We start from the raw sequence: 23,011 nt of genomic DNA on the forward strand, positions 1-23,011 counted from the left end.
CAGACACTTGCCCCACTCGCGGCTGCCGGCACGTGAACAAGCACCGTTCGAGACGCGAGCGCCTACCGGACCGGCCCTGGTGAAACCAGGAGCCCAAGGAGATCACGGAGGTTCTTAGTGACGACCGCACCAGCCAGGAAAGCGGCGGAGACCGATGACGGCCTTGCTGACTTCGGATACAGCCAGACCCTGAGCCGCAGTGTCGGAAAGTTCGCGAGTTTCGCGGCTGGGATCAGCTACATCTCGATCTTGACCGGCACGTTCCAGCTCTTCTACTTCGGATTCGGCACCGGCGGCGCGGCCTATTGGTGGTCCTGGCCGCTCGTCTTCGCCGGCCAGTTCATGGTCGCTCTCTCCTTCGCCGAACTCGCCGCCCGATACCCGGTCGCAGGGTCCGTCTACAACTGGTCGAAACGTCTCGCCGGCCCGGCCGTATCGTGGCTGGCCGGATGGATGATGTTCGCCGCTTCGGTGGTCTCGCTCGCGGCGGTGGCTCTGGCCCTGCAGCTGACGCTCCCGCAGATCTGGTCCGGCTTCCAGCTGATAGGCGACGTCGCTGATCCAGGCGATGCTGCCGTCAACGGAGTCCTGCTCGGCTCGGCCCTGATCGTGTTCACGACCGTGGTCAACGCGATGGGCGTCAAGCTGATGGCGCGCATCAACTCGGCCGGCGTGTTCCTCGAGCTGATCGCGGCGGTGGCGATCATCGTCGGCCTTGCGTTCAACATCGTGAACCCGCCGTCGGTACTCCTCGACACACACGGTGCCGGGGCCGGCGCGCCCGGGGGCTACTTCTCAGTGTTCCTGGTCGCAGCGCTGGCGTCGTCGTACGTGATGTACGGCTTCGACACCGCCAGCTCGCTGGGAGAAGAGACGATCGATCCCCGGCGCAACGCCCCATCGGCCGTCCTGAACGCGGTTCTCGCCTCGTTCGTGCTCGGCGGACTGATCCTGCTATTGATCATCTTGGCTGCGCCGAATCTGTCGGATCCCGCGATGGCCGACAAGAGCGGCGGTGGCCAGTGGGTCTTGATGGTGGTGTTCGGCGGCGGGTTCGGGCGTTTGGCCCTGATCGCGATCGCTCTCGCGGTGGTCGTCTGTCTGCTGGCCGTGCACACCGCGGCGATCCGGCTGATGTTCGCGATGGCCCGCGACAACGCGCTGCCGGCCGGCGCCACGCTCGCGCGGATCGACCCTGTCCGCAAGACACCGGTGGTACCGGCCGTTGTCATCGGAGTGGTGGCCATCGTGACCCTGGTCGCCGGCATCGGGGCTCCGGAAGTCTTCACCGCCCTCACCAGCGTCGCGATCATCATGATCTACCTTGCGTATCTGCTGGTTACCGTCCCCATGCTGGTCAAACGCCTGCGGGGCCAATGGCCGGACGGTCAACAGAAGGGGTACTTCAGCCTGGGTCGCTTCGGGCTGCCGGTGAACATTCTGGCGGTGCTGTGGGGTGCCGGGATGACGGTGAATCTGATCTGGCCGCGGGCCGAGGTCTACGGCTCAGGATGGCTGAAGTGGATCGGGTTCCTGTTCATCGGAGTCGTCGCGCTGGGCGGGTTGTGCTGGTTTTTGCTGCGTGGTCGCCACCAGTTGGGTTGCCTGCCCGAACACCGAGCCTCCGCCGGCCACGAGGCATCGTGACTCGTACTTGGCACTCACGACCGCGAGCCCCTAGCCGTGCCCATAACCATCGGGCGCAGCCTGGGACGTTGGAGGCTCATGTACCCATGGCATCAAGGACTTCGCGCACCTCTATGCCGAACGGCATGAGTTGGCGCTCGACGCGTGGCGAAAACGCCGCGTAGTTGGTGTGGAACCTCAGCGAGAGCGGCGTCAGGGGGACAACAACGAGTGCTGACAGACGCCGACAACTGGGTTTCTGAGAGCCCCGCATCCCCGGGCACCTTGACGGTGCACCATCGCGGTTACAGGCGGGCCCGGCTGGGCCCGCCGCGCGGGACGCACTTCTGTGCCGCGAGCCAAGCGCCGGCCCGACCTTGTTGCTCGTTGTCTCGGCGGGCACCCCTCGCGGGTCGGCACGCGCTGTCCATCTCGGGGGGTCCGACCATCCCAAGGCAGGCGACTCCCCTCCAACTGGAATACCCCTCTGGCCACTTCGATTGGTTCTCTTGTACGGATCGCGGGAGGGGGACGCTAGGTGGCTGAGCTGATGCTGTTCCGGCAGGATGCCGAGGGCCGGGATGTCGAGCTTCGGGGCTCGACTGTGGCGCTGGAGGTGGAGCTGCAGCGTCGCGTCGAGGCGGGTTTGGAGCAGATGCTCGGCATCCGGTTCCTGGCGTCGGAGTACGCGACTGGTCCGTGGCATCGGGGGCGGATCGACACCCTGGGGCTGGACGAGAACGGCAGCCCGGTGGTGATCGAGTTCAAGAAGGGCTCCGACAGCGGGGTGCTGTCGCAGGCCGTCTCCTATCTGTCCTGGTTGGAGTCGGCGCACCACGAGTTCGAGGCGCTGGTCCGCAAGGTGCTGGGAGCAGAGGCCGCCGAGACCATCGACTGGCGTCGGCCGAGGATGGTCTGCATCGCGGCCAGCTTCTCCCACCACGATCGCGTGGCCGTGCAGCGGCTGCCCGAGCGGGTCGACCTGGTGCGCTACCGGGTCTTCGAGGGCGGTCTGTTGAGCCTGCTGCTCGTCGACTCCTCGCCCGGCTCACCAACCGCCGCTTCATCCCGGTGGAATCGGGGGCGGGAAGCGGTGGTCGGCTGCGCGCCGGCGGCACCGGCGGCTCGTCCGCCAGTGAGTGCCAGCCTCGTCCCGGGGTCTCTGCGAGACCTGTACGAGGAGCTGGACGACGCGCTCACAGCGTGGGGCGAGGTTGAAGTGGCTCCGCTTCGGCACTACATCGCCTACCGACGGCTGGTGAACGTCGCGTCGGTGATCTTCCGTCCGAAGCACGAGGCGATCCTGGTGTACCTCAGACTCGACCCGGATACGGTCGCGTTGGAGGAGGGCTTCACCCGGGACATGCGCGGCATCGGGCACCTGGGGACTGGGGACCTGGAGGTGCGCCTCGTCTCGGCGGCCGACCTGGACAAGGCGGCGCCGTTGATCCGGCGGGCGTTCGAGGCGGCCTGACTAAGGAGAAGGGCGGCTGGAGCATCGGTTTCTCGATGCTCCAGCCGCCCTTCGGTGTCTGCGGCCCGTCGGCCCCGGTCTCTCCGCTCTCATGATCAGGCCTCCGGTCCGGCCAGGGCGAAGTCGTCCTTCGTCAGCTCGGCGCGGAGCCGCTGCTCGGCCACGTCGGCGTAGTGCGAGGACAGTTCGACGCCCACGAAGCGACGCCCCTCGCGAAGGGCCGCGACGCCCGTGGAGCCGCTGCCGGTGAACGGGTCGAGGACGACGCCGTCCTCGGGGCAGATCTGTACGAGCTGCTGCATGATCTCGACCGGCTTCTGGGTGATGTGCACTCGGTCCTTGCGCGGTTGGGATGCGATGAAGTGGCCGGGCAAGTACAGGTCCCGGTCCTTGGCCAGGCTGCCCTTGACGCCCCAGGTGATGAACTCGGCGGACTGCTTGAAGCCGCCCTTGCGCGGCCGGCTGGCGGGCTTGATCCAGGGGATTGTGCCGCTCCAGGTCCAACCGGCCATCTGCAGGGCGTCGGACGTGGTCGGCTCCTGGCGCCAGTCGGAGAAGACGACGGCGACAGCGTGCTCGGTCGAGGCCCGGTAGGACTCGGTGAGCAGTTCGGTCAGCCAGGAGCGGTACGAGCGCTGATCGCGGTTCTCACCGGGGAAGTTGGCGAGGTCGTGGGCCGAGTTGCTGGTGACGTACTTGGCCCGCGCGGTACGCCCGGTGCGGTCCGAACTGGTGCGCCCGCCGGAGTTGTACGGGGGGTCGGTGATCACCGCGTCGACGCTCTCGTCCGGGAGGGACTTCAGCACGGTCAGGGCGTCGCCGCGGTGCAGCGTGTAGCTCATGGGAAGGGCCTCTTTCAGGGCATGACGGGGGCTGGGCTCGCTCCGGACGGCCCTCAACGGCGTTCTTCCGGGGCGGAGTTGTGCCGGAGGTTAGCGGCGATCTCCGGCCGGACCTAAAGAGGTGGACCGCGCTGTCGGCCCAGGTCCGAGAGTTGTTTGGTGCGGCCGGAATCCCGGTCTACTGTCTCGCCGTGTCGCCGCGCAGGAGCCTCGATGCACCCCCGCTGACCTGTGCTTATCCGTGCTGTCTCGTCCAGTTGAAAGGTACGGAAGGCACGTTGACCTCTTCCTCTCCGCACGCCGTCAGGAGCCCCGGTGTACTGCCTGAGATTACGAGCGCGGCTGGCTGCCGCGCGTGACCTGACACCGGCGTCCGGGAGCTACCAACTCCCCTGACCCGGGCCCGCCGAGCGGCGGATACACATCGGCGCGGTGCCGACGGCTTTGCACGAGAAGTCGGCACCGCGTCTCCTACCAACACCGAGGAGCCGCTGCGATGCAGCACACCCTGATACCTCCGCGCCCCGACCCAACGCCGTCACCCGGCCAGCACCACCGCCTCGGTGACCGGCGGCGGCGATGAAGAAGACCACCGGAGCCGTCCTCGGTCTCTGCGCGAGTGGTCCACTGCTGCTGGCCGCGCCGGTCCTCGCCATCGCGGCCGGGACCGCCTTCGCCACCGCCCCCTGCTCAACCGACAGCGCACGGGGCGTGGATACCGGGGCCGTCGCCACGCAGGTGAAGAACATCCTGGGCGGCGGCAGCAAGGGCTCGATCTCCGTGCCGGGCCTGGACGACCCGGCCGAACAGGTGCCCAATGCCAAGACGATCCAGGGCACTGGCGTCGCAATGAACATCCCGGCCCGAGGGCAGGTCGTGGCTCTGGCGACCGCCCTTCAGGAGAGCGGCCTGCGGAACTTGACCTACGGCGACCGTGACTCGCTGGGGTTGTTCCAACAGCGTCCCTCGCAGGGCTGGGGTACGGCGAACCAGATCCTCGACCCGGTGCACGCCTCGACCAAGTTCTACGAAGGACTCCAGCAGGTCCCGGGCTGGCAGTCTCTCTCGATCACCCAGGCCGCCCAGGAAGTGCAGAAGTCGGGCTTCCCGGAGGCGTACGCCAAGTGGGAGCCCCTGGCCAGCGCGCTGCAGAAGGCCATCGAGCCGCTGCTTCCGAAGGCTGGTGGCGGGTCGCCGAGCCCTTCTCCGTCCGGCTCGGCCAACACCGGCAAGTCCGGCACCGCGGGCGGCTGTTCAGCGGACGGGGACGGGACCGACTTCGGCACCATCCCGCCCGGCGCGGTGCCGGCCGAGTACAAGATCCCGGCCGACGCTCCGCGAAAGGTCCGGACGGCGATCCGGTGGGCGCTCGGCCAGCTCGGCACGCCGTACCAGTGGGGCGGGACCTGCAAGAACTCCCACGGCAAGAACGCCATGGGCCGCTGCGACTGCTCCTCCCTGATGCAGCAGGCGTACAAGGCCTCCGGGGTCACGCTGACGCGGACGACATACACACAGGTCAAGGACGGCAAGGCGGTGTCGGTCGACGCACTTCAGCCGGGTGACCTCCTCTTCACCGAGGGGACGGCCGCCGTACCCGAGCACGTCGGCATGGCCATCGGGCAGGGCTTGATCGTCCACGCCCCACGCACCGGCGACGTGGTCCGCATCACGACCCTCGCGTCCTGGAAGCCGCAGATTCTCGCGGCCCGCCGAGTCGCCTGACCGGCGCTTCTCCCCCTCCCCTCCTTCCTCGCACCGCCGCTTCGCCCCAGCGGGCTTTGGCGTGCCATAAATCGCACTGGAGTACTCCATGTATCTCGCTGACCAGGTCATACAGCTCGCCTACGACCCCGGGATCAGGCCGAACGAGGGCGGCCTGCCGGGCCTGTCCGTCCTCAAGCAGGTGATGGGCTCCATCAACCTCTTCGGCCTCATCGCCGTGGTCGGCGCCCTCGCCGTCAGCGCGGGCGTGTGGGCCTGGGGCCACCACTCCGGCGGTCACCAGGCTGAGGCGAACGGCAAGAAGGGCGTGCTGGTGAGCGCCGGTGCGGCCCTTCTGCTGGGCGCGGCGAACGGCGTGGTGGCCTTCTTCAGCACGCTCGGGACGCAGGTCCACTGATGGCTCAGCACTCCACCCACCCCGGCGGCGCATCTCGCGTGCGCCGCCGGGCGTTGCTCGGCACCACCGTTCTGGTGGTGCTCGTCGCCCTCGCCGGCATGGCCGCGTACCTCACCCGCGACGGCAGGAGCCCCTCCAACACCTCAGCTCCGCCGTCGAGTTCGCCCACGGCTGCCTCCCCATCCGCGTCGTCCTCCGGGCCTCCCACGCCGCGCACCGGCCCTCGTGACCTCCCGGCCCCGCCGAAGACCCACAACCCGATCGCGTACGGGAAGGCAGCAGCGGCAGCGCTGTGGTCCTACGACACCCGTGCGTACTCGCGGGCCGAGCTGCGCAAGGCCCTGCACGGCTGGTTGACCAAGGAGGCGAAGTACGCCGACACCGCGTCGGTCGACAAGGTCGTCCCCTCACGCATGCTGTGGAAGGAGATGGCCGCCAACAAGCAGTTCGCCACCGCCAAGGTGCACGAGGGGCACTTCCCGAACGCCTTCACCCAGGCCCTTCAGGAGGACCCCGGGGCGATCACGCAGGCGTACGTCTACGCCGTCACGGTCTCCGGCAAGCAGTCGATCGCCTGGAAGGGCTCTCCCGACGGCGGCGCTGAGAGCCGTTCCACCACCCTCGCGGTCCAGTGCCGGCCCGACCATCCCTGCGCCTTGGTCGGCGTCATGCCGTCCGTCGCGCCCTGACCCCCGTCCGAGAAAGGAGGTAGCACCATGGGAGTCTGCGACTTCCCCATGATGGACAAGGTGTGCGGCGCCGTCGACTTCGCCACCAACCCCGCCGGGGCCGTCACCGACGGCATCGGCGCGTGGATCGCCAAGTCGGCGGGCGAGCTGGCGGCCAGCGCGGCCGATCTCGCCGCCAAGGCCGTCAACAAGACGACCGCCATCGACCTCAACGCCGGATGGTTCCGGGACAACTACGAGCTGCTGCTGCCCATCGGGCTCGCCCTGACCGTCGGCATCTTCTGTATCCAGCTCATGTTCGCGGCCTGGCGACGCGATGAACGCGCCCTTGCTCAGGCGGCGTTCGGAACCATGACCGGCGTCCTCTTCAGCTTCTCCGCCATCGCCTTCACCACCGTCGCCATCACCGTGGTCGACGCCCTGTCCGACGGCCTGTTCCAGGCGGCCAACAGCTCCATCGACGACGCGATCCGCCGCGTGATCAAGGTCAATCAACTGGGGGCCATGTACGGCCTCGGCTGGGCCATCCCGGCCCTGGTCGCCGTGGGATGTGCCATCGGCGCCTTCCTCTACTGGGGCGTCATGGTCGCCCGCAAGGTCGGCGTGCTCATCATGGTCGCCCTCGCCGTGTTCGCCGGGGCCGGTGGTGGCTGGGAGGTCGCCAAGCGGTGGCGGCGCGGCTGGATCGAGGCCACCGCCACCCTGATCGTCTCCAAGCTCCTGATGACCGTCGTCTTCCTCATCGGCGTCTCCGCCATGGGCAAGACCGACACCAGCGACGGGATGGGTGCCCTGTCCGACGCGATGGCGGGCATCGTCGTGATGGTCCTCGTACTGCTCTGCCCCTACGCGACGTACAAATTCGTCCACTGGGCCAGCGAAGGCGGCGGCCACGACGACCTGCACCGCACCAGCGTCGCAGGCATGGCCGTCGCCGCAGGAGCGGCGAAGACCGCAGGCACCCTGGCGATGCAGGCCAAGACCGGAACCCCCGCCCCACAGGGTCCCAACAAGGTCCCCGGCGCAGGCACCGACGGCGTCGCCTCCGGCATCAACCCCTCCGGCGGCAACCTCAGCAAGGAGGGAATCGACGCCGGCCCGCCCAAGCAGCAGACCCGCTTCCGGTACGGCGAGAACCCGAACGCCACCGGCGACAAGGGCCGAGCCCTGATCCAGCGACCCGGGATCCCACCGCTCATCACGCGTCCCGGCGAGGACGGTTCCGAGGCGCGCGTCCAACGTGTTGCCGGCAGCTCCGATCGGCACGCCGGCACGTCGCCACCGGGCGGCGGCATGACGTACACGGGCACCGCGCCGCCGTCTCCCACCGGACGCTAGGCCACCGGGTCTTCGACGCCGTCGGGTCCCTGACACAGCACAGCCGGGGGCGGGCTGTACTCCACGGCCCGCCCCCTCCAACTCTCCGATCTAGTAGAGGAGTTCGCCATGACTTACAGAAGAGCGCCGCGCGCCCCGCCTTCCGCCCGCTCCCACCGTCTGGAACCACCATGTCCGGCAAGCACCAGGCCGAAGCCACCACGGCCACCGTGAAGTTCCCCCACCGCAGCAGGCGCGGCATCCTGCTCGGACTGACCGCCCCGCAACTGATCGTCGCCAGCCTCACCGGCCTTCTCCTTCTCGCCGTGGTCCTCACCCGCGGCGTGGTCGGCGCTCTTCAGCTCATCCCGCTCTGGGCCGTGATCGCCCTCCTCGTCTTCGTCCGCCACCGGGGCCGTGCCCTGGCGGACTGGGCTCCGATCGTCACCCGCTACGTTCTGCGCCGGATGCGAGGCCAGCTCGTCTGGCTCACCCGACCCTCCCGCCGACCGACCCGCGAAGGGCTCCTCCACCTTCCCGGCACCGCTGCCAGCCTGCGCGTGGTCACCGCTCCCGATGGCCGCTACGGTGCGGTCCACGATCCGCACAGCGGCACGCTGACGGCCGTGGTCAAGGTCTCCTCCCGCGCCTACGCGCTGCTCGACCCGGGCACCCAGCAGGCCAATGTCAGCGGCTGGGGACGTGCGCTGGCCGCGCTCGCCCGCACCGGGCAGGTCGCCCGCATCCAGGTGATCGAGCGCACTGTCCCGGACTCCGGCGACGCCCTGCGCCGCTACTGGGAAGAGCACGGCCAGCCTCACGCCCCCATGGCCGGCACGATCTACAGCGAGCTCATCCAGAGCGCGGGCCCGGCGGCGGCCCCGCACGAGGCGTACGTCGCGGTGTCGCTGGACACCAAGGCGGCTCGACGGCTGATCAACCAGGCCGGCGGCGGTCTGACCGGGTCCTTCAGCGTCCTGGCGCAGCTCACCTCCACATTCGATCAGGCCGCGCGTACCGCCGGGCTCAACCCCACCGGCTGGCTCACCGCCCGCGAGATCACCGCCGTCGTGCGCACCGCCTACGACCCGAAGGCCCTCGCGACGCTGGACCGGTGGTCGACCGCCGGTCGTCCCGAGGCCGAGCCCGCCGCCGCCGGACCGGTCGTGGTCGTCGAGAAGGCGGACCACATCGCGACCGACTCGGCCGTCCACGCCACGTACTGGGTGGAGAACTGGCCCCGGACCGAGACCTCGGCCGGCTTCCTGCATCAGCTCCTGTTCACCGGCGGTGTCCGGCGCACGCTGTCGCTCTCCTACGAGCCGAAGGGACTGGACGCCGCGCTGCGCGATGTCCAGCGCAAGAAGGCCAGCGTGATCGCCGATGCCGCCGAGCGGGCCCGGCGCGGCCAGGTCGACTCCGAGGCGGACTCGATCGAGTACCAGGACATCAAGTCCCGCGAGCGTCAGCTCATCGCGGGCCACGCCGATGTCGCCCTGACGGGGCTGCTGACCGTCTCGGCCGAATCCGAGGAAGAACTCCGGTCCGCCTGCGCGGTCGTGGAGACCGCCGCCGTCGGCGCCCAGCTCGACGTCCGGCCGCTGACCTGGCAGCAGGCCGAAGCGTTCACAGCCGCCGCCATGCCGCTCGCGCTCGCCGTCTGACGCCCGCCTTCCCTCACTCCGAAAGGGCGCTCTCATGTCCCGCACCGCCAGCCCGACCACGCAGGACTTCGTGCCCTTCGCCACCGCCGCGCTCGACTTCCATCGCGCGCTCAACATCCCCGGTGGCCCGCTCGTCACCACCCGCGTCGAGTTGGACGCTCTGCACGCTCACCTCGTCGCCCTGCACGGTCTGTTGGATGCCCATACCGGCCGCACCGGTCCGCTCGTTCCGGTCGAAGGAGACCAGCTCCGTACCGCCCGCACCCGGATCTGGCAGGCCGCCGACCACGTCCACGCCGCCTACCACGCAGCGCCCCGGCAGGACTCCGGCGAGCTGCCCGAACCCGAGGCGTGCAAGGCCGGACTGCCCGAAGGCGCACCGGAGTTGACCATCTGCCAGCGCCACCAGCGCACCGCGCACCTGGTGCGCCGCCGCACCACCCCGGCCGACTTGCACACCCCGTTCACCGGCCTCGTCCGCCGCTGACCACCCCCGTCTGGAGAACGTTCATGCCCCGCACTCGCGCCAGCGCCTCTCCCGTGTACGTGCCGCACAAGGCATCACTTGCCGAGCACAGGGCCGCCCGAGCCGGTTTCGCGGAGGCCCGCCGCCAGGCCCGCCTCGCCGAAACACCGCCCAAGCACCGCGCCGAGGTGGCCGTCGACCCGGAGCTGCGGCCGACCTATCCGCCGTCAGGTCGTCCCGGTCCGGCCTCGGCCCGCGGCGGCAAGCTCAACTTGCCCGCCCACCGGATGACCACCGCCACGGCTTCCGGCGCCTACCCCTTCGTGGCCGAGGGCGGCCTGGGGGCGGAGGGGATCTTCATCGGTCGTGACGTCCACGCCGAAGCGGCGTTCTGCTTCGACCCCTTCTCTCTGTACAGCAGCGGCCGGATCGAGGGCTTCACAAACCCGAACGCGGTCCTCGCCGGGATCATCGGCATGGGCAAGTCGGCACTGGCGAAGTCCATCGCCACCCGGTCGATCGCCCACGGCTACCGGATCTATATCCCCTGCGATCCGAAGGGCGAGTGGACCGGTGTTGCGCAGGCCCTCGGCGGCTACAGCATCGCGCTGGGGCCGGGGCTGCCGGGAAGGTTGAACCCGCTGGACGCCCCGGCCCGGCCCTCCTCCGTCAGCGAGGACGACTGGGCGACCGAGGTCCGAAAGCGCCGCCTGCTCCTCCTGGCCAGCCTGGCGCGCACCGTGCTGAAGCGTGATCTCCTGCCGATGGAGCACACCGCCCTGGACCTCGCCCTCGACCTGGTCGTCGCCGAGGCTGCCGCCCGTGGCACGGTGCCGCTGCTCGGCGAGATCGCGCACGCCCTCGGCTCACCCGAGCGCCTCGATCGGGCCCTCGGCCACCAGGCCGGGCACCTGGGGCCCGCGGCTCAGGACCTCGCGCACGCCCTGCGCCGCCTGGTGCACGGCGACCTCAGCGGCATGTTCGACGCCCCTTCGACAGTGGCCTTCGACCCGACCACGCCGATGCTGTCCATCGACCTCTCCCGCCTCGGCGGCTCCGGCGACGACACCGCCCTGGTCCTCGCGATGACCTGCGCGAGCGCGTGGATGGAGTCCGCCCTCGCTGACCCTGACGGCGGCCGACGCTGGGTGATTTACGACGAGGCGTGGCGGCTGATGCGGCACGTCGGCCTGCTGGAACGGATGCAGTCGCAGTGGAAGCTCAGCCGTGGCCTTGGCATCGCGAACCTCATGGTCATCCACCGGTTGTCGGACCTGCTCTCGGCTGGCGATGCCGGCTCGCGCGGCCGGGTGCTCGCCGAGGGCCTCCTGGCCGACTGCTCCACCCGCATCATCTACCGCCAGGAGCCCGACCAACTCTCTGCCGCCGCGTCGCTGCTCGGCCTGACCGGCGTCGAGACCCAGGCAGTGTCCGCCCTGACCAAGGGCCGGGGCCTGTGGAAGGTCGCCGGCCGCTCCTTCATCACGCAGCACATCCTGCACCCGGCAGAGGGCGAGCTGTTCGACACCGACGCCCGCATGACCGCCTAGCCCAACCAGCTTGCCTTGTAAGGGAGTTACCTCTTGGCTTCAACCGCATCGCGGTCAGACCACCGACCGTCCGGACACGTCCGAACTCCGGCTGCGAGTCCGCGGGTCGGCACACCGACCGCCGACGCGAGCGACCATCTCGCCGCCGCTCGGCACGAGGAGTTCGAGGAGGCGTTCTCCACGGCCCTCACTGGGGAATTCGGCGCAGTGGCCCGGCTGCACCAGACACTGCAAGCCGCCTCGGAGTGGTGCCGCACCCATGGCGCCCGCGGCAGCGCTGCCGAGCTGGACGCGCTCGCCGAGCGCCTGGCCGATCTCGGCGAGGAGCTGCACCTCGTGCGGGAGGGTGCGGGACACGAGATCCGCTCGCGGCGAGCGGCAGCGGCGAGCCGCACCTCTCCAGCCGTCTCGGCACGAGGGCCTTCCGCCGGTCTGCCGAACGTGAGGTCTGCTCCTCTGCCTCCGACCTCCATCCGCTCGCTGCCGTGCTCACGGTGACGACCCGCACAGGAACAAAGATCGATCATGTCTACCCCTTCCAATTCGCCTGCACCGTCCGAGAATCAGCCGTCCGCGAGCACCGATCACCTGGAGTGGCGGCGACACCTCCCGGCACTGGCCTCCGCCGCCGCCGGCATCAACCAGGCGTCCGACGCATGGGACGCGGTCTCGGACTCCTTCTGCGACGAGGACGGCTGGCCCATGGACGAGAAGGGCTACGCGGACGGCCAGGTGAAGCGCGACGCCGAAGCGTGGAAGCACGCCGAGGTCTTCCTTGACCACGGCCCTGAGGTGCTGGCCGGGGTCCGCGCCGCCGCAGACGGCCCTGACTACGTCGAGGGACCGATCAGCGAAGACCTCCGCCGCCTGCGCGGGATCGACACCACTCTGGTGCGAGCGGGACAGCTCCGGCACGAGTGGGACCAGATCATGGCGCTCATGGACGCCTCGCTCCCGGGCTCACGGACGCTCTACCAGGAGCGCGCGGAGGAGCACCGCAATTCCGAGGGCTGGCACTACGCGGACGAGTTGTCCCACCAGGGCCCGGCGCTCGTCCGGGCCGCCGAATACCTGGCCAACCGGGTGGACGCCGAACAGCCCTCGCGGACCGAACGTACGCGCGTAGCTCTCGCCCGGTCCACTCCTGGCGCTCGCGGCGTCCTGCCGGCTTCGCCTCCTGCGCCCCCGGCGCCGAATCCCCCAGCCCCAGGCAGGTCCCGCTCCTAACACCGAGTCGCGGCAGCACCAAACCGGCCGATCGCCGGATCCTCATGGGCCACCGCTCCCCTTCCAGCCTCGGCGCGCCTGCGGCTCACGCCGCCAGCCCGGAGGCATCCGGCAACGGAGAACCCATGCACCCCGATAAAGCCCTCATCACCTTCGAGCAGGAGGGATCACGTGTCCTCGCCTGGATCAACACGACGTCCTTCCCGCCTGCGGACGACGCTGCCGAACGGGACCACCGGTACGGCTACCTCACCGCTCCCCTCCGGCAGCGCGGCCTGGAGTGCACCGTCGAGTACGGCCTCAGCGACCACATCGTCAACGCCGAGCTTCCCGACGGCAGTTCGCTGATCATCTCGCCCCCGCAGGAACCGTCCTCCGATCACGCCGGGGCTCCCGAGAGCTGGATGGTGACCCGCCACCGGTCCGCCGAGCCCGCGGTGTACGAAGTGATCTACGACTCGGAGCCCGACGGCCCCCACGCCCGGCACGGCGGCAACGTCCCGAACCTGCTCACTGCCGTCGACGCGCGCTTGGACCGACTCGGTGTGCCTCCGCGCCGGGAGCATGAGCGATCCGCTGAGGAACACGCCGCCGGCACTGTGCTCCACCGCGCGGGCTTCGTCTCCGCCGTGGCGCTCGGCGGTGACCACTACCACTGGCTGCCCTCGTCCATGACCGACCCGGCCGAACAGCGACTAGTGGTGACCCGGGCCTTCGCCATGTTGCAGGCCGAGGGCTTCAACCTCGCGTGCGATCCAGCCCTCTTGGACCCCAGCCCTCTGACTGACCGCCACACCGCCCCCACCAACAAGGCTCGGGCGCATGCGGACAGGACTGCCCCGTCGACCTCCGTCTCGCCACAGGTGAGCGCAGCTCGCGCACCTTCACCGTCGGTCGGACAGCGCACGACCCCGCTCCGTCTGCCGGCGGAGTCGTCCGCCCCCACCGTGCTGCCGTCCGCACGCCCCTCGTCCGCCCCCGGTCGCTGACCGCCCACCGCTTTGGAGTCCTCCGTGTACCGCATCGGCAGAAGTAATTCGCCCCTCGACCACCACTGCGACCGCGCCCACCCCGGATGGATTCGTCATGCCCAGCCACTACGACGTGTTGCCCGATGTCGCCTTCGGCCATCACCCCGCCTACGGCATCGTCGCCGCAAACCCGAAGAACCTCGCGGCCAGCACCTGGATGTTGAAGGGGTTCGACTTTCACCCCGTTCCGGACGAGCCGACGTTGTACGCGCTGGCCAACCAGGAACGTGACGGACAGGGCCGTACGAGCCGAGCAGTCGAGCTGCTGCGCAAGTCCGGCTACCGGGTCGACGTGGACGCGGCGCTCGATCCCTCGCTGGCACCCGATGCGTCGCCTGTCCGCGATCGGGTCCCGCTTGGTGAACCCGATGTCGCCTTCGCCGAGCATCCGCAGCTCGGCATCGTCGCGGCCATCGACGACCGTGCCTCCGGGCTCACCGGACCCGCTCTGGCGAAGCACGGCTGGCGGCACAACCCGAGCCTGGACATCTACACCTTGCCCACCACCACCAACCGTGACGAGGCCCTGGGGAAGGTCGCCAGCGCCACGCTGTCGCTGCACCGGTCCGGTGTTCAGGTCGCGGTGCAGCCCCATCTCGCTCAGGACGCAGCAGCCCGTCCTCGCCATGCTGCCGCGACGATCACGTCCCGTGAGCGCGACCAGGGCACTCCCCGCGCATCTCCGGTCAGCGCTGCCGCGCTCGCCGCCAGCCCAGCCCGCGCCGGCCTCCCGGGCAAGGCACCGGTCCCCGCACCCATCGCCCCAGCTGCGGCGGCCCGGCCGGTCGACCCCCGCATCACGTTCTCCCGCCCCCTCTGATCCAACTCCCGTCAGGAGAAAGCTCCATGGTCGTGAAGACCATCTGGTCGATCAACCACACCTGCGGTCACCAGGCCGACCGCGACCTGTCCGACCGACCGGCGGACCGTCGTGCGGGCTTCGCCGAGTGGCTCGCAAAGCAGGAGTGCACCGACTGCTGGCGCGCCTCCAAAGTGGGCGACGAGACGGACAAGGAGGCCTGACTGAAGGCCAAGCGGGCCGAAGAGCAGGCAGAGTCCGAAGACTGGTCGCAGCAGTACCGGATGCCCCCTCTGGAGGGGACCGAACGGGCCGTCGCCTGGGCTGTGCGCTGTCGTCACCAGGTCCTGGCAGCCGCCTACACCGCCCTGGTCCTCGACGGCGACACCACCGAGACGGTGTGGGAAGGGATCGAGGAAGCCGTTCGTAGCGTCACCCGTGCCGGATGGTGGATCAACCAGGTGCGCCACGAGGCGCCACGTAACCGAGTGGGGGTGGAAGGACTCCACCGCCGTCCCGTCGCAGCGGGGTGGTGAAGCTGAGGGCAGTCCGATCCGGGAGACGCCGGGGAGGGCGGAAAGCAGCCCTGACAAAGCCGTGACGGGCCGGAACTACCAGACGGCCTGGGTGCGGCAAGCAAGGCGGAGAGGTGTAACGCGAGTGAACCAGTGGCTGAACCCCCGTAACTCCACCGCCAGCTCAAATCTGGTGGATATGGGCTGGATTGCAGTAGGCGCCGAGTATTTGGTCGACGGAGCGCGCCCGGCGGCAGTTCTTGTTGCTGTCGTCGGGAGTCACGCCGAAGGTCTGCGGCGTAGGCGTGGCCATGCTGCCGGGGAAGAGCTGGGCACCCCCCGCCGATCGGTTTGTGGTGAACGTGGGAACCGCTGCGCGGCCCGCCGTCTGTCCGCACCTCCAGTGCGGGAGTGGCCAGGTCCGTCGTCGACCGGAAGTCGTGCAGTGGGACGGAGCCGCCGTAGTAGTCCGAGGGCGGGAAAGCCGTCCACATGGCGAAGGGCGGCAGCTGTTGCGCAGTGCAGGTGCTGGAATGCCAGGAGGTCGTGGGTGAATACCGACGAGCTGGAGTGGGCCTTGATGAAGGCCGAACGCCGGGTACTGGGAATCCAGGCCAAGCTGCATCGTTGGGCGACGGATGATCCGTCGCAGAGGTTCGATGATCTGTTCAACCTCGTTTGTGACCCGGCCTTCCTGCTCATTGCGTGGAGCCGGGTGCGGGGCAACAGGGGAGCCCGTTCGGCAGGGGTGGACGGGCTGACCGCCACCGGTGTCGAAGTCCGCTACGGCCTGGAGGAGTTTCTGGCCGTGCTGCGGGCCGACCTGAAGACCGGGGCGTTCCGCCCGATGCCCGTACGTGAGCGGATGATCCCGAAGGCCGGCGGCAAGGTGCACCGGCTGGGCATTCCGACGGTGCGGGACCGGGTGGTGCAGGCGGCTCTCAAGCTGGTCTTGGAGCCGATCTTCGAGGCGGACTTCAAGCCGTGCTCCTACGGCTTCCGCCCGAACCGGCGTGCTCAGGACGCCATCGCTGAGATCCACCACTACGGAACCAGCATCTACCACTGGGTCCTGGAGGCGGACATCACGGCGTGCTTCGACGAGATCGACCACACGGCCCTCATGGGCCGGGTGCGACACCGCGTCGCAGACAAGCGCGTCCTGGGTCTGGTGAAGGGGTTCCTGAAAGCTGGCATCCTCTCCGAGAGCCAGCTGGTCAGGCGCACCGACACCGGCATTCCGCAGGGCGGCATTCTGTCGCCTCTGCTGGCCAACATTGCCTTGTCCGTGCTCGACGAGTTCTTCGCCGAGCAGTGGCAGAGGGCCGGACGCGACAGCAATGCGCGGACCCGGCTCCGTCGTCGCGGAGGAGCGACCTACCGCCTCGTGCGGTATGCCGACGACTTTGTGGTGATGGTTGCAGGGACCAAAGCGCACGCTGAAGCGATCCGGGGCCGAACTGCAGAGATCCTCTCCCCGATGGGACTGCGTCTATCGGAGGAGAAGACGAATGTCGTCCACATCGACGAGGGCTTCACTTTTCTCGGCTTCCGTATCCAGCGGCAGATCCAGAAGGGAAGTCGTAAGCGATACGTCTACACCTGGCCGTCCGACAAAGCGTTGACGTCGGTCAAGCACAAGGTGAAGGCCATCGCGAAACAGACCACGAACGTCCCGCTCGGCACCCTGCTACGCCGGATCAATCAGGTGCTGCGGGGATGGACTGCGTACTTCCAGCACGGCGTTTCGTCGCACACCTTCCATTACCTCAGCCACTACGTGTGGTGGCTCGTCGGAAGGTGGCTGCGGAAGAAGCACCGCCGTGCCAGCAGGAAGCAACTACGGCGTCGGTATCAATTCGATCGATGGCTGTGGGCAGACCCCACGGAGAACGTGCGACTCTATCTGGCCGCATCGAGGGAAGTAACTCGCTACCGGTTCCGCGGCGAGAGAATTCCAACCCCATGGGCCGAGTATTTGGCACGGCAACTCGCCTGACGCCACGAAACAGTGGAGAGCCGGATGCTTGGTAACGGGCACGTCCGGTTCGGGAGGCGGCCTGGGGAAACGGACTGGTCAAAAGGCCAGTACCGCGCCCCAGGCCGACCTCACCGCTCCTCCGAGCCGGACGACCTCACCGAGCTGCTCCAGGCCGCCACCGAGGCTGACCGGCCGACCGAGAATCCCCATTTCTGACCGCCCGGTGTCCCGCTACGGCGGGACACCGGTCCCCTTTCTCCCGTCGGCGATCTGGGCTCCCCGCGCAAGCAGCGGCATCTACCAGCGATCTCCGGCAGGCCCAAACCCCGGAATCTGCGGACTCTCTCCCTGAGCCCACTCACCGGGTCCTCACTGTGCCGCTCGCCTTCGAGCTAGCGGCACCAGCCCGCCGCTCCAGACCCGACCCCCGCGCCCAGGAGACCCACGTGCCTGCCCCTTCGATCACCATCACTTCCGAGTTCAGCGGCAGCGTCGTGGCGAAGGGAGCCACCGACGACCTCTCCGCCTCACTCCTGAAGCACGCCGGCTTCCAGCAGATCGACGACTGGCACGGCCGACGACATCGCCTTCCCACGACCACCCCGGTCGCCGACAAGGTCGCCATCGCCACCCACGCAGCCGAAATGCTCCGCGCCGCCCGCTACAGCGTCGACCTCCCTTCCTCCCTCGACATGGCCCAGATGAGTCCTCCGGCACACCCCCTCGGGCCCTACGCCGCCGGCGCGGAACTTCTCCAGATCACGGACCGGATCAGGTCGGCCGATAACGGGGCCGACCTCCAGCAAGCCGTCGACCACCTTCTTCACCCCGAACACGGTGCTCTGGAGCGCGTACGAGAAGCGCTGGAGGCAGCGGGCGAGCAGATCAACGACCTCGACGACGAGGCGTACGCGCTCGCGGACCGGTTCGGCTTCGCCTCCGAGTTCGTCAGCTCTGCTCAGTCTGAACTCGTCGACTCCGAGGTCGAGTTGCGCCGTGTCGGCAACCCACAGCAGCTTCAGACCGAGACGCGAACGCACTCCCCGAATCTGTCCGACCATTGGGGCGCCGCGCTGGCCACGTCCCCGGCTGCGGCGAACGCCAAGGTCCCCGCGGCCCTCGGCGTCGAAGCGGCGCATTCCAGCGCGGCCGTCCGCCCGCCGCACGCTCCTGGTCCGCAGCGGTAATCCGGCACCCACTGCCAGGTCGCCCAAGACAACCACCATGGAGCACTCGTGCCCGAGTTCTACTCGAGCATCGGCGACACCGTCGGCATCGCGATGCAGCACAACATCCGATCACCACCACCCCGCCTTCGAGACCTGGACGCGGCTGGCCGCCGCCCACGGCATGCTCCGGGACGTTCAGGAGCAGTTGGGGATCGCCGAGGGCGGGTCGCCGCCTGTCCCGCCGAGCGGACCGACCCCAGGCATCACGAGACGGTCAACGTCCTGCGGACATGGGAACTACTCGACGACGCCCTCGGTACCGCCGCAGCCCCGGTACCGGCTTCTCTCCGGATCCCCAAGCGGGCCGGCAGCGTGCTGCCCGTACCCCTCGCCGCAGGTCGACCCCCGACGACCGTCGTCGCCGACCAGCACCCTCCGGGCGTTGCGCCGCCCCTGCCCTTGTCCGCGGCACGCCCCGCCGCCCGCCGCTGCTGAAACGTCCTCGATCCACAAGGAGTTGGCCCGTGAGGAGTACGAGAGCCGAGCGCGCCCCGCCCCCGCCCGCTCGCACCCCCAAGGAACCGCCGTGCCCTCCCCTCGTACCAGCGCGCCCTCGACCACCACCGGGTCGGACGCGCTCCTCTACCTCCTGTTCGGCGTCCTCGGCGCCGCCATGGCCTTCGGCTCCCTCGCCTGGCTGACGGGCAATGTCACCAACTCCCTTGTCGGCAGCGGACCGTGGGCCCCGTTCCGCGCCACCGACGCCCTGCTGCACCCCGATGTGCTGTGGCCGTCCCTGAGCACCACCGCGCTGCGGGTCGGCGCACGCGTCGTCCCCGGCCTGCTCACCCTGGCCCTGATCACCACCGGCCTGGTGCTGTGGATGCGCTGGCGCTCCGGCTCGAAGAGCGGCCTCGCCCGGAAGGGTGACCTGGCGCCGCTGCTGGACAAGGAGATCACCGCCAAGTCGAAGAGCCTGCGGCCGTCCCTCAGCGACCGGGAGCGTAAAAGAGGTCGCTCCCGCTGACCGCGGCATCCTGCTCGGCACCCTCGCCCCGGGGCGGGCCGAGGTCCGCGCTTCCTGGGAGGACGTGATCGTCGCGATCATGGCTCCCCGAAGCGGGAAGACCTCCGGACTGGCGATCCCCGCGATCCTCTCGGCGCCCGGCCCGGTCCTGCTCACCAGCAACAAGGCTGCGAACGACGCCTTCACCGCGACGGTAGACGCCCGCGCAGAAGTCGGCACGATCTGGACCCTCGACCCCCAGCAGATCGCCCACCATCCGCGCGAGATGTGGTGGGACATCCTGGCCGACGCCCGCGACCTGGCCGGGGCGAAGCGGCTCGCCGGGCATTTCGTCGCCGCGAGCGTGGACGAGTCGAGCGGCTCCGACTTCTGGTCCACCGCCGCGAGCAACACCCTCGGCGCCCTGTTCCTGGCGGCCGCCAGCCACCGGCGGCCGATCACCGACGTTCTGGCCTGGCTCGCCACCCCGGCCGACCGCACCCCGGTGGACCTGCTGACCGACGCCGGACACGACGCGGTCGCCGCCCAGCTCCAGGGCACCGTCTCCGGCGCGACCGAGACCCGCGACGGCATCTTCGAGACGGCGAGGCAGTACGCGAGCTGCCTGCTCGACTCGGACGTGGCCGCCTGGGTCACGCCGAACGAGGACCTCCCCGAGTTCAAGCCCTTCGCCTTCGCCGCCTCCCGGGACACGCTGTATCTGCTCAGCAAGGACGGCGGCGGCAGCGCGAGCGCGATCATCGCGGCGGCGGCCGACGCCGTGATGCGCGCGGCCGTGATCGTGGCTGAGCGCTCGGGCGGGCGGCTCGATCCGCCCGCCCTGTGTGTCCTCGACGAAGCCGCCAACGTGTGCCGCATCTCGGATCTCCCGGACCTCTACAGCCACTTGGGCAGCCGGGGCGTCATCCCCATGACGATCCTGCAGTCCTACCGTCAGGGGCAGCGGTGTTGGGGCGAGGCGGGCATGGACGCTCTGTACTCCGCCGCCACCGTCAAGATCATCGGGTCGGGCATCGACGACGCAGACTTCGCCGACCGACTCAGTCGGCAGGTCGGCGATCACGATGTCCAGACGACTTCGGTGTCGACGAGCGAGAGCGGCAAGTCCACCTCGGTGAGCATGCGCACCGAGCGGATCCTGCCGCCCGACGCGATCCGTGCCCTTCCGAAGGGGAAGGTGCTGCTGCTGGCCACCGGTATCCGGGTCGCCATGCTCAACCTCAAGCCCTGGTACAAGGAACCCTCCGCCAAGGTGGTCGGGCCGGCCTCCGCCCGCGCCACGAAGGCGATCACCGAGCGGGCCCGCGCGAAGACCATCGGGCACGACGACTTCGGACTGTCGGCGTGAGCGCGCCCAGGCCGCGTCCCGGGCGGCTGCCGCGCTCGCCGGTTGTTCTGCGCGGCGGCCAGTGGTGGCTGGTCGGCAGGGCGGGCTCGATTCCGGCCTCCGATCCCGCGTTCACCGCCGTGTTGGACGACTTCGCCCAGGCGATGGCCGCTGCCGACCGGGCGATCCACGACCTCCACACCCGGCAGAGCGACTCCTCCTGCTCCGATCCGCGGGGCTGGCGATGAACCCGTTGCTGAGCGCCGAGCAGGCGGTCCTCGGCTCCGTGCTCCTCGACCCGGACCAGCTCGCGCACCTGGACTGGCTCGCGCCGGATCACTTCTACCGGCCGGTCCACCAGGCTCTGTTCGCCGCGCTCCGCAAGCTCCGAAGTGACGGCCACCCCACAGTCGGCATCCCCAACGGGCCGGTGCCGCTGTCGTGGGTGACCGACGCGATCGACGAGGCCAGCCTCCACGTCCGGGGGCTGACCGCGGTGTACGCCCACACCCTGATCCAGGCATGTCCGCGCCCCGAGCACGCTCCGGTGTACGGCCGCATGGTGCTGGAGGGGGCGATCCACCGCACCGTCGCCCAGCACGCGATCCGCCTTCACCAAGCGGCTCGGGCCGACGCCCTGCGGGGTGAGGTCGAGGGTGCGCTGCGCTCCGCGGATGTCCTGACCGGGGTGCTCACCGATCTTGCACGGCGCTGGGGAACCGAACCGCGCCCGGTCGCGCCCGCCACTTCGCCGGCCACCGCCCCGGCCGCCTCGCCGCCGGTTCGAGCCGACCAGGTCGCCGAGGACGAGCGGTTCCTCCTGGCCGTCCTCACCGAACAGCCCAGGGCCATGGACGAGGTGGTGGCCTGGCTGCGGCCGGGTGACTTCGCCGACCCGGCCCACGGGCAGCTCTACCGGTGCCTCGGCGCGCTGCACCACCGGGGCGAGCCCATCGACCGGATCACCCTGCTCTGGGAAGCCCAGCGGCGCGGCCTCCTGGCCGACGGCACGCTGTCGGGCGAGCAGCTCACCGCCATCTGCGACGGCATGGTCCCCGGCAGCGCCGAATGGCTCGGGGAACGGGTGATGCGCTCCTCGCTCACGCGTACCGCAGCCGCCTCCGCGCGTGCCGTCCGGGCTCTGGCCGAGGACGAAGCCCTGGGGCCCGGTCGGTTGATCAACCACGCCCTGCACGCGCTCGGCCCGCTCGACGAGGTGCGCGCCCGCTGGCAGTCCGCGAACGGCAGCCCGGCTCCGAAGCCGTCGACCACCCCGTTGGCGAGCGGGCCGCCTCCGGCCCGGGTGCAGGCCGCCCGCGCCCGCAGCACGCCGCACCCGGCCCCCTCACCCCCGGCCCGGACCCGTCCCGTCCCCGCCCCGGCCAGTGCCCGCTCGCCTGCGCGCGGCCACCCCTAACCCGCTCTCGGTCCAGCCATGTCCCTTTCTATCGCTTGGAGTTCGCCTTGACTGACACCTCTTCTACCGACGCCTGGGCCCTGCGCGCCACGGCATCAAGCTTCAACGCCGTGCGCGGCAAACTCCCGGCTACCGGGGATCCCGACCGCCCGCTGGACAGCGTCACCGTCGCCCGTCAGCTCTCCGCCGTCGGCATCCTGCTCGCCGATCTGACCGACGAGGTCCTCTTCCGTGATGCCGAGCAGAGGCGGGACGGGTACACCTCCCCGGCCGTCACGGGCTTCGCCGCCGCCATCCGACCCGCGTGTGAGGCGGCGTCCGCGCTCGGCACCGTGGCGCACCGGCTCTCCGCCCGAGACCAGGCCCTGCACCTCGGCGACGAGCCCGAGGCTGAGGAGAACGACCGACTGGTGATGGGCAACGCCCTCGGTATCGCGGACGAGGCCCTTCGCGAGACCTGCGAGGGCCTGCGCGCCGCAGCGGCGGCAATCTCACCCTCGCCCGCCCGCGTCGAAGCCGCTCGCAGCCGTTCCGTCACCGCGGCACCCTCTCCCGCTCCCCCGCCCCCTGCCATCCCGCCCGCAGCTCCCCCGATCCGGATCACGCGGGGGCGGTGACATGCCCACCGCCCTCGCGCATCCCCCGCTCATCGGATCGCTCTGCTCGGGGTACGGCGGCCTCGACCTGGGCGTGCAGTCCGCCCTCGGCGGCACGCTGGCCTGACACGCGGAGGTCGATCCGAACGCCTCGCGCATCCTGGCTCGCCAC

The 23,011-nt window shown here is 69.8% G+C and carries 20 protein-coding genes and 1 pseudogene; 19 read left to right on the forward strand and 2 right to left on the reverse strand.

The features are described from left to right. Positions 1–117: 117 nt before the first annotated feature. Both RCO28_RS16630 and RCO28_RS16635 read left to right on the forward strand, forming a co-directional pair. Positions 118–1,647, forward strand: a complete 1,530-nt coding sequence (locus RCO28_RS16630) for an amino acid permease (protein WP_308941904.1) — start codon at positions 118–120, stop codon at positions 1,645–1,647. A 517-nt stretch (positions 1,648–2,164) separates the two neighbouring features. Then, positions 2,165–3,100 carry a DUF5655 domain-containing protein gene (locus RCO28_RS16635; RefSeq protein ID WP_308941905.1) on the forward strand — a complete coding sequence of 312 codons (936 nt, stop codon included), beginning with the start codon at positions 2,165–2,167 and terminating at the stop codon, positions 3,098–3,100. A gap of 95 nt (positions 3,101–3,195) precedes the next feature. On the opposite strand, the gene RCO28_RS16640 is transcribed toward RCO28_RS16635, so the two are convergent. Then, positions 3,196–3,942: a site-specific DNA-methyltransferase gene (locus tag RCO28_RS16640; RefSeq protein WP_308941906.1), complete on the reverse strand. Its 747-nt coding sequence runs from the start codon at positions 3,940–3,942 to the stop codon at positions 3,196–3,198. Positions 3,943–4,521: 579 nt separating this feature from the next. Between RCO28_RS16640 and RCO28_RS16645 the strand changes: the two genes are divergently transcribed. From RCO28_RS16645 to RCO28_RS16675, 7 genes are all read left to right on the forward strand, one after another. Further along, a complete protein-coding gene (locus tag RCO28_RS16645; RefSeq protein ID WP_308941907.1) occupies positions 4,522–5,667 on the forward strand; it encodes a C40 family peptidase in 1,146 nt (381 codons plus the stop codon). Positions 5,668–5,755: 88 nt separating this feature from the next. Beyond that, positions 5,756–6,064 (forward strand): DUF6112 family protein, encoded by a 309-nt coding sequence (locus RCO28_RS16650; RefSeq protein WP_161700323.1) that lies wholly within the window; start codon positions 5,756–5,758, stop codon positions 6,062–6,064. Then, positions 6,064–6,753 (forward strand): hypothetical protein, encoded by a 690-nt coding sequence (locus RCO28_RS16655; RefSeq protein WP_308941908.1) that lies wholly within the window; start codon positions 6,064–6,066, stop codon positions 6,751–6,753. The genes RCO28_RS16650 and RCO28_RS16655 overlap by 1 nt, the downstream gene beginning before the upstream one ends. A gap of 27 nt (positions 6,754–6,780) precedes the next feature. Further along, positions 6,781–8,091, forward strand: a complete 1,311-nt coding sequence (locus RCO28_RS16660; RefSeq protein WP_308941909.1) for an ATP-binding protein — start codon at positions 6,781–6,783, stop codon at positions 8,089–8,091. Between the two features lie 170 nt (positions 8,092–8,261). Beyond that, on the forward strand, positions 8,262–9,734 hold the full coding sequence (locus tag RCO28_RS16665; protein WP_308941910.1) for an SCO6880 family protein: 1,473 nt from the start codon (positions 8,262–8,264) through the stop codon (positions 9,732–9,734). Positions 9,735–9,768: 34 nt separating this feature from the next. Further along, entirely contained in the window at positions 9,769–10,221 is a 453-nt protein-coding gene (locus tag RCO28_RS16670; protein WP_308941911.1) for a DUF6238 family protein, read from the forward strand. A gap of 23 nt (positions 10,222–10,244) precedes the next feature. After that, positions 10,245–11,750, forward strand: a complete 1,506-nt coding sequence (locus tag RCO28_RS16675; protein WP_308941912.1) for an ATP-binding protein — start codon at positions 10,245–10,247, stop codon at positions 11,748–11,750. 54 nt (positions 11,751–11,804) lie between these two features. Here the strand turns inward: RCO28_RS16675 and RCO28_RS16680 are convergent, their stop codons facing one another. Continuing rightward, positions 11,805–12,107 (reverse strand): hypothetical protein, encoded by a 303-nt coding sequence (locus tag RCO28_RS16680; protein WP_308941913.1) that lies wholly within the window; start codon positions 12,105–12,107, stop codon positions 11,805–11,807. A 231-nt stretch (positions 12,108–12,338) separates the two neighbouring features. On the opposite strand from RCO28_RS16680, the gene RCO28_RS16685 reads away from it, so the two are divergent. From RCO28_RS16685 to RCO28_RS16730, 10 genes and pseudogenes are all read left to right on the forward strand, one after another. Beyond that, positions 12,339–12,977, forward strand: a complete 639-nt coding sequence (locus tag RCO28_RS16685) for a hypothetical protein (protein WP_308941946.1) — start codon at positions 12,339–12,341, stop codon at positions 12,975–12,977. Between the two features lie 125 nt (positions 12,978–13,102). Beyond that, on the forward strand, positions 13,103–13,966 hold the full coding sequence (locus RCO28_RS16690; RefSeq protein WP_308941914.1) for a hypothetical protein: 864 nt from the start codon (positions 13,103–13,105) through the stop codon (positions 13,964–13,966). A gap of 97 nt (positions 13,967–14,063) precedes the next feature. Continuing rightward, positions 14,064–14,828, forward strand: coding sequence for a hypothetical protein (locus RCO28_RS16695; protein ID WP_308941915.1), 765 nt, complete (start codon positions 14,064–14,066; stop codon positions 14,826–14,828). A 26-nt stretch (positions 14,829–14,854) separates the two neighbouring features. Beyond that, positions 14,855–15,031, forward strand: a complete 177-nt coding sequence (locus RCO28_RS16700) for a hypothetical protein (RefSeq protein ID WP_308941916.1) — start codon at positions 14,855–14,857, stop codon at positions 15,029–15,031. A gap of 841 nt (positions 15,032–15,872) precedes the next feature. Then, the gene (gene ltrA, locus RCO28_RS16705) at positions 15,873–17,321 is read left to right on the forward strand and encodes a group II intron reverse transcriptase/maturase (protein ID WP_308941917.1); all 1,449 of its coding nucleotides are present in this window, start codon (positions 15,873–15,875) and stop codon (positions 17,319–17,321) included. 428 nt (positions 17,322–17,749) lie between these two features. Then, positions 17,750–18,490 carry a hypothetical protein gene (locus tag RCO28_RS16710; RefSeq protein ID WP_308941918.1) on the forward strand — a complete coding sequence of 247 codons (741 nt, stop codon included), beginning with the start codon at positions 17,750–17,752 and terminating at the stop codon, positions 18,488–18,490. Between the two features lie 568 nt (positions 18,491–19,058). Beyond that, a pseudogene (locus RCO28_RS16715) lies at positions 19,059–20,847 on the forward strand (type IV secretory system conjugative DNA transfer family protein). Next, complete coding sequence (locus tag RCO28_RS16720) at positions 20,844–21,074, forward strand: hypothetical protein (RefSeq protein ID WP_308941919.1); 231 nt, start codon at positions 20,844–20,846, stop codon at positions 21,072–21,074. The pseudogene RCO28_RS16715 and the gene RCO28_RS16720 overlap by 4 nt, the downstream one beginning before the upstream one ends. Beyond that, positions 21,071–22,243 (forward strand): DnaB-like helicase N-terminal domain-containing protein, encoded by a 1,173-nt coding sequence (locus RCO28_RS16725; protein ID WP_308941920.1) that lies wholly within the window; start codon positions 21,071–21,073, stop codon positions 22,241–22,243. Before RCO28_RS16720 ends, RCO28_RS16725 begins: the two co-directional genes overlap by 4 nt. 47 nt (positions 22,244–22,290) lie before the next feature. Next, on the forward strand, positions 22,291–22,860 hold the full coding sequence (locus RCO28_RS16730; protein WP_308941921.1) for a hypothetical protein: 570 nt from the start codon (positions 22,291–22,293) through the stop codon (positions 22,858–22,860). Positions 22,861–23,011: the final 151 nt, after the last annotated feature.

It is taken from the genome of Streptomyces sp. LHD-70, assembly GCF_031157275.1.
GTDB lineage: Bacteria > Actinomycetota > Actinomycetes > Streptomycetales > Streptomycetaceae > Streptomyces.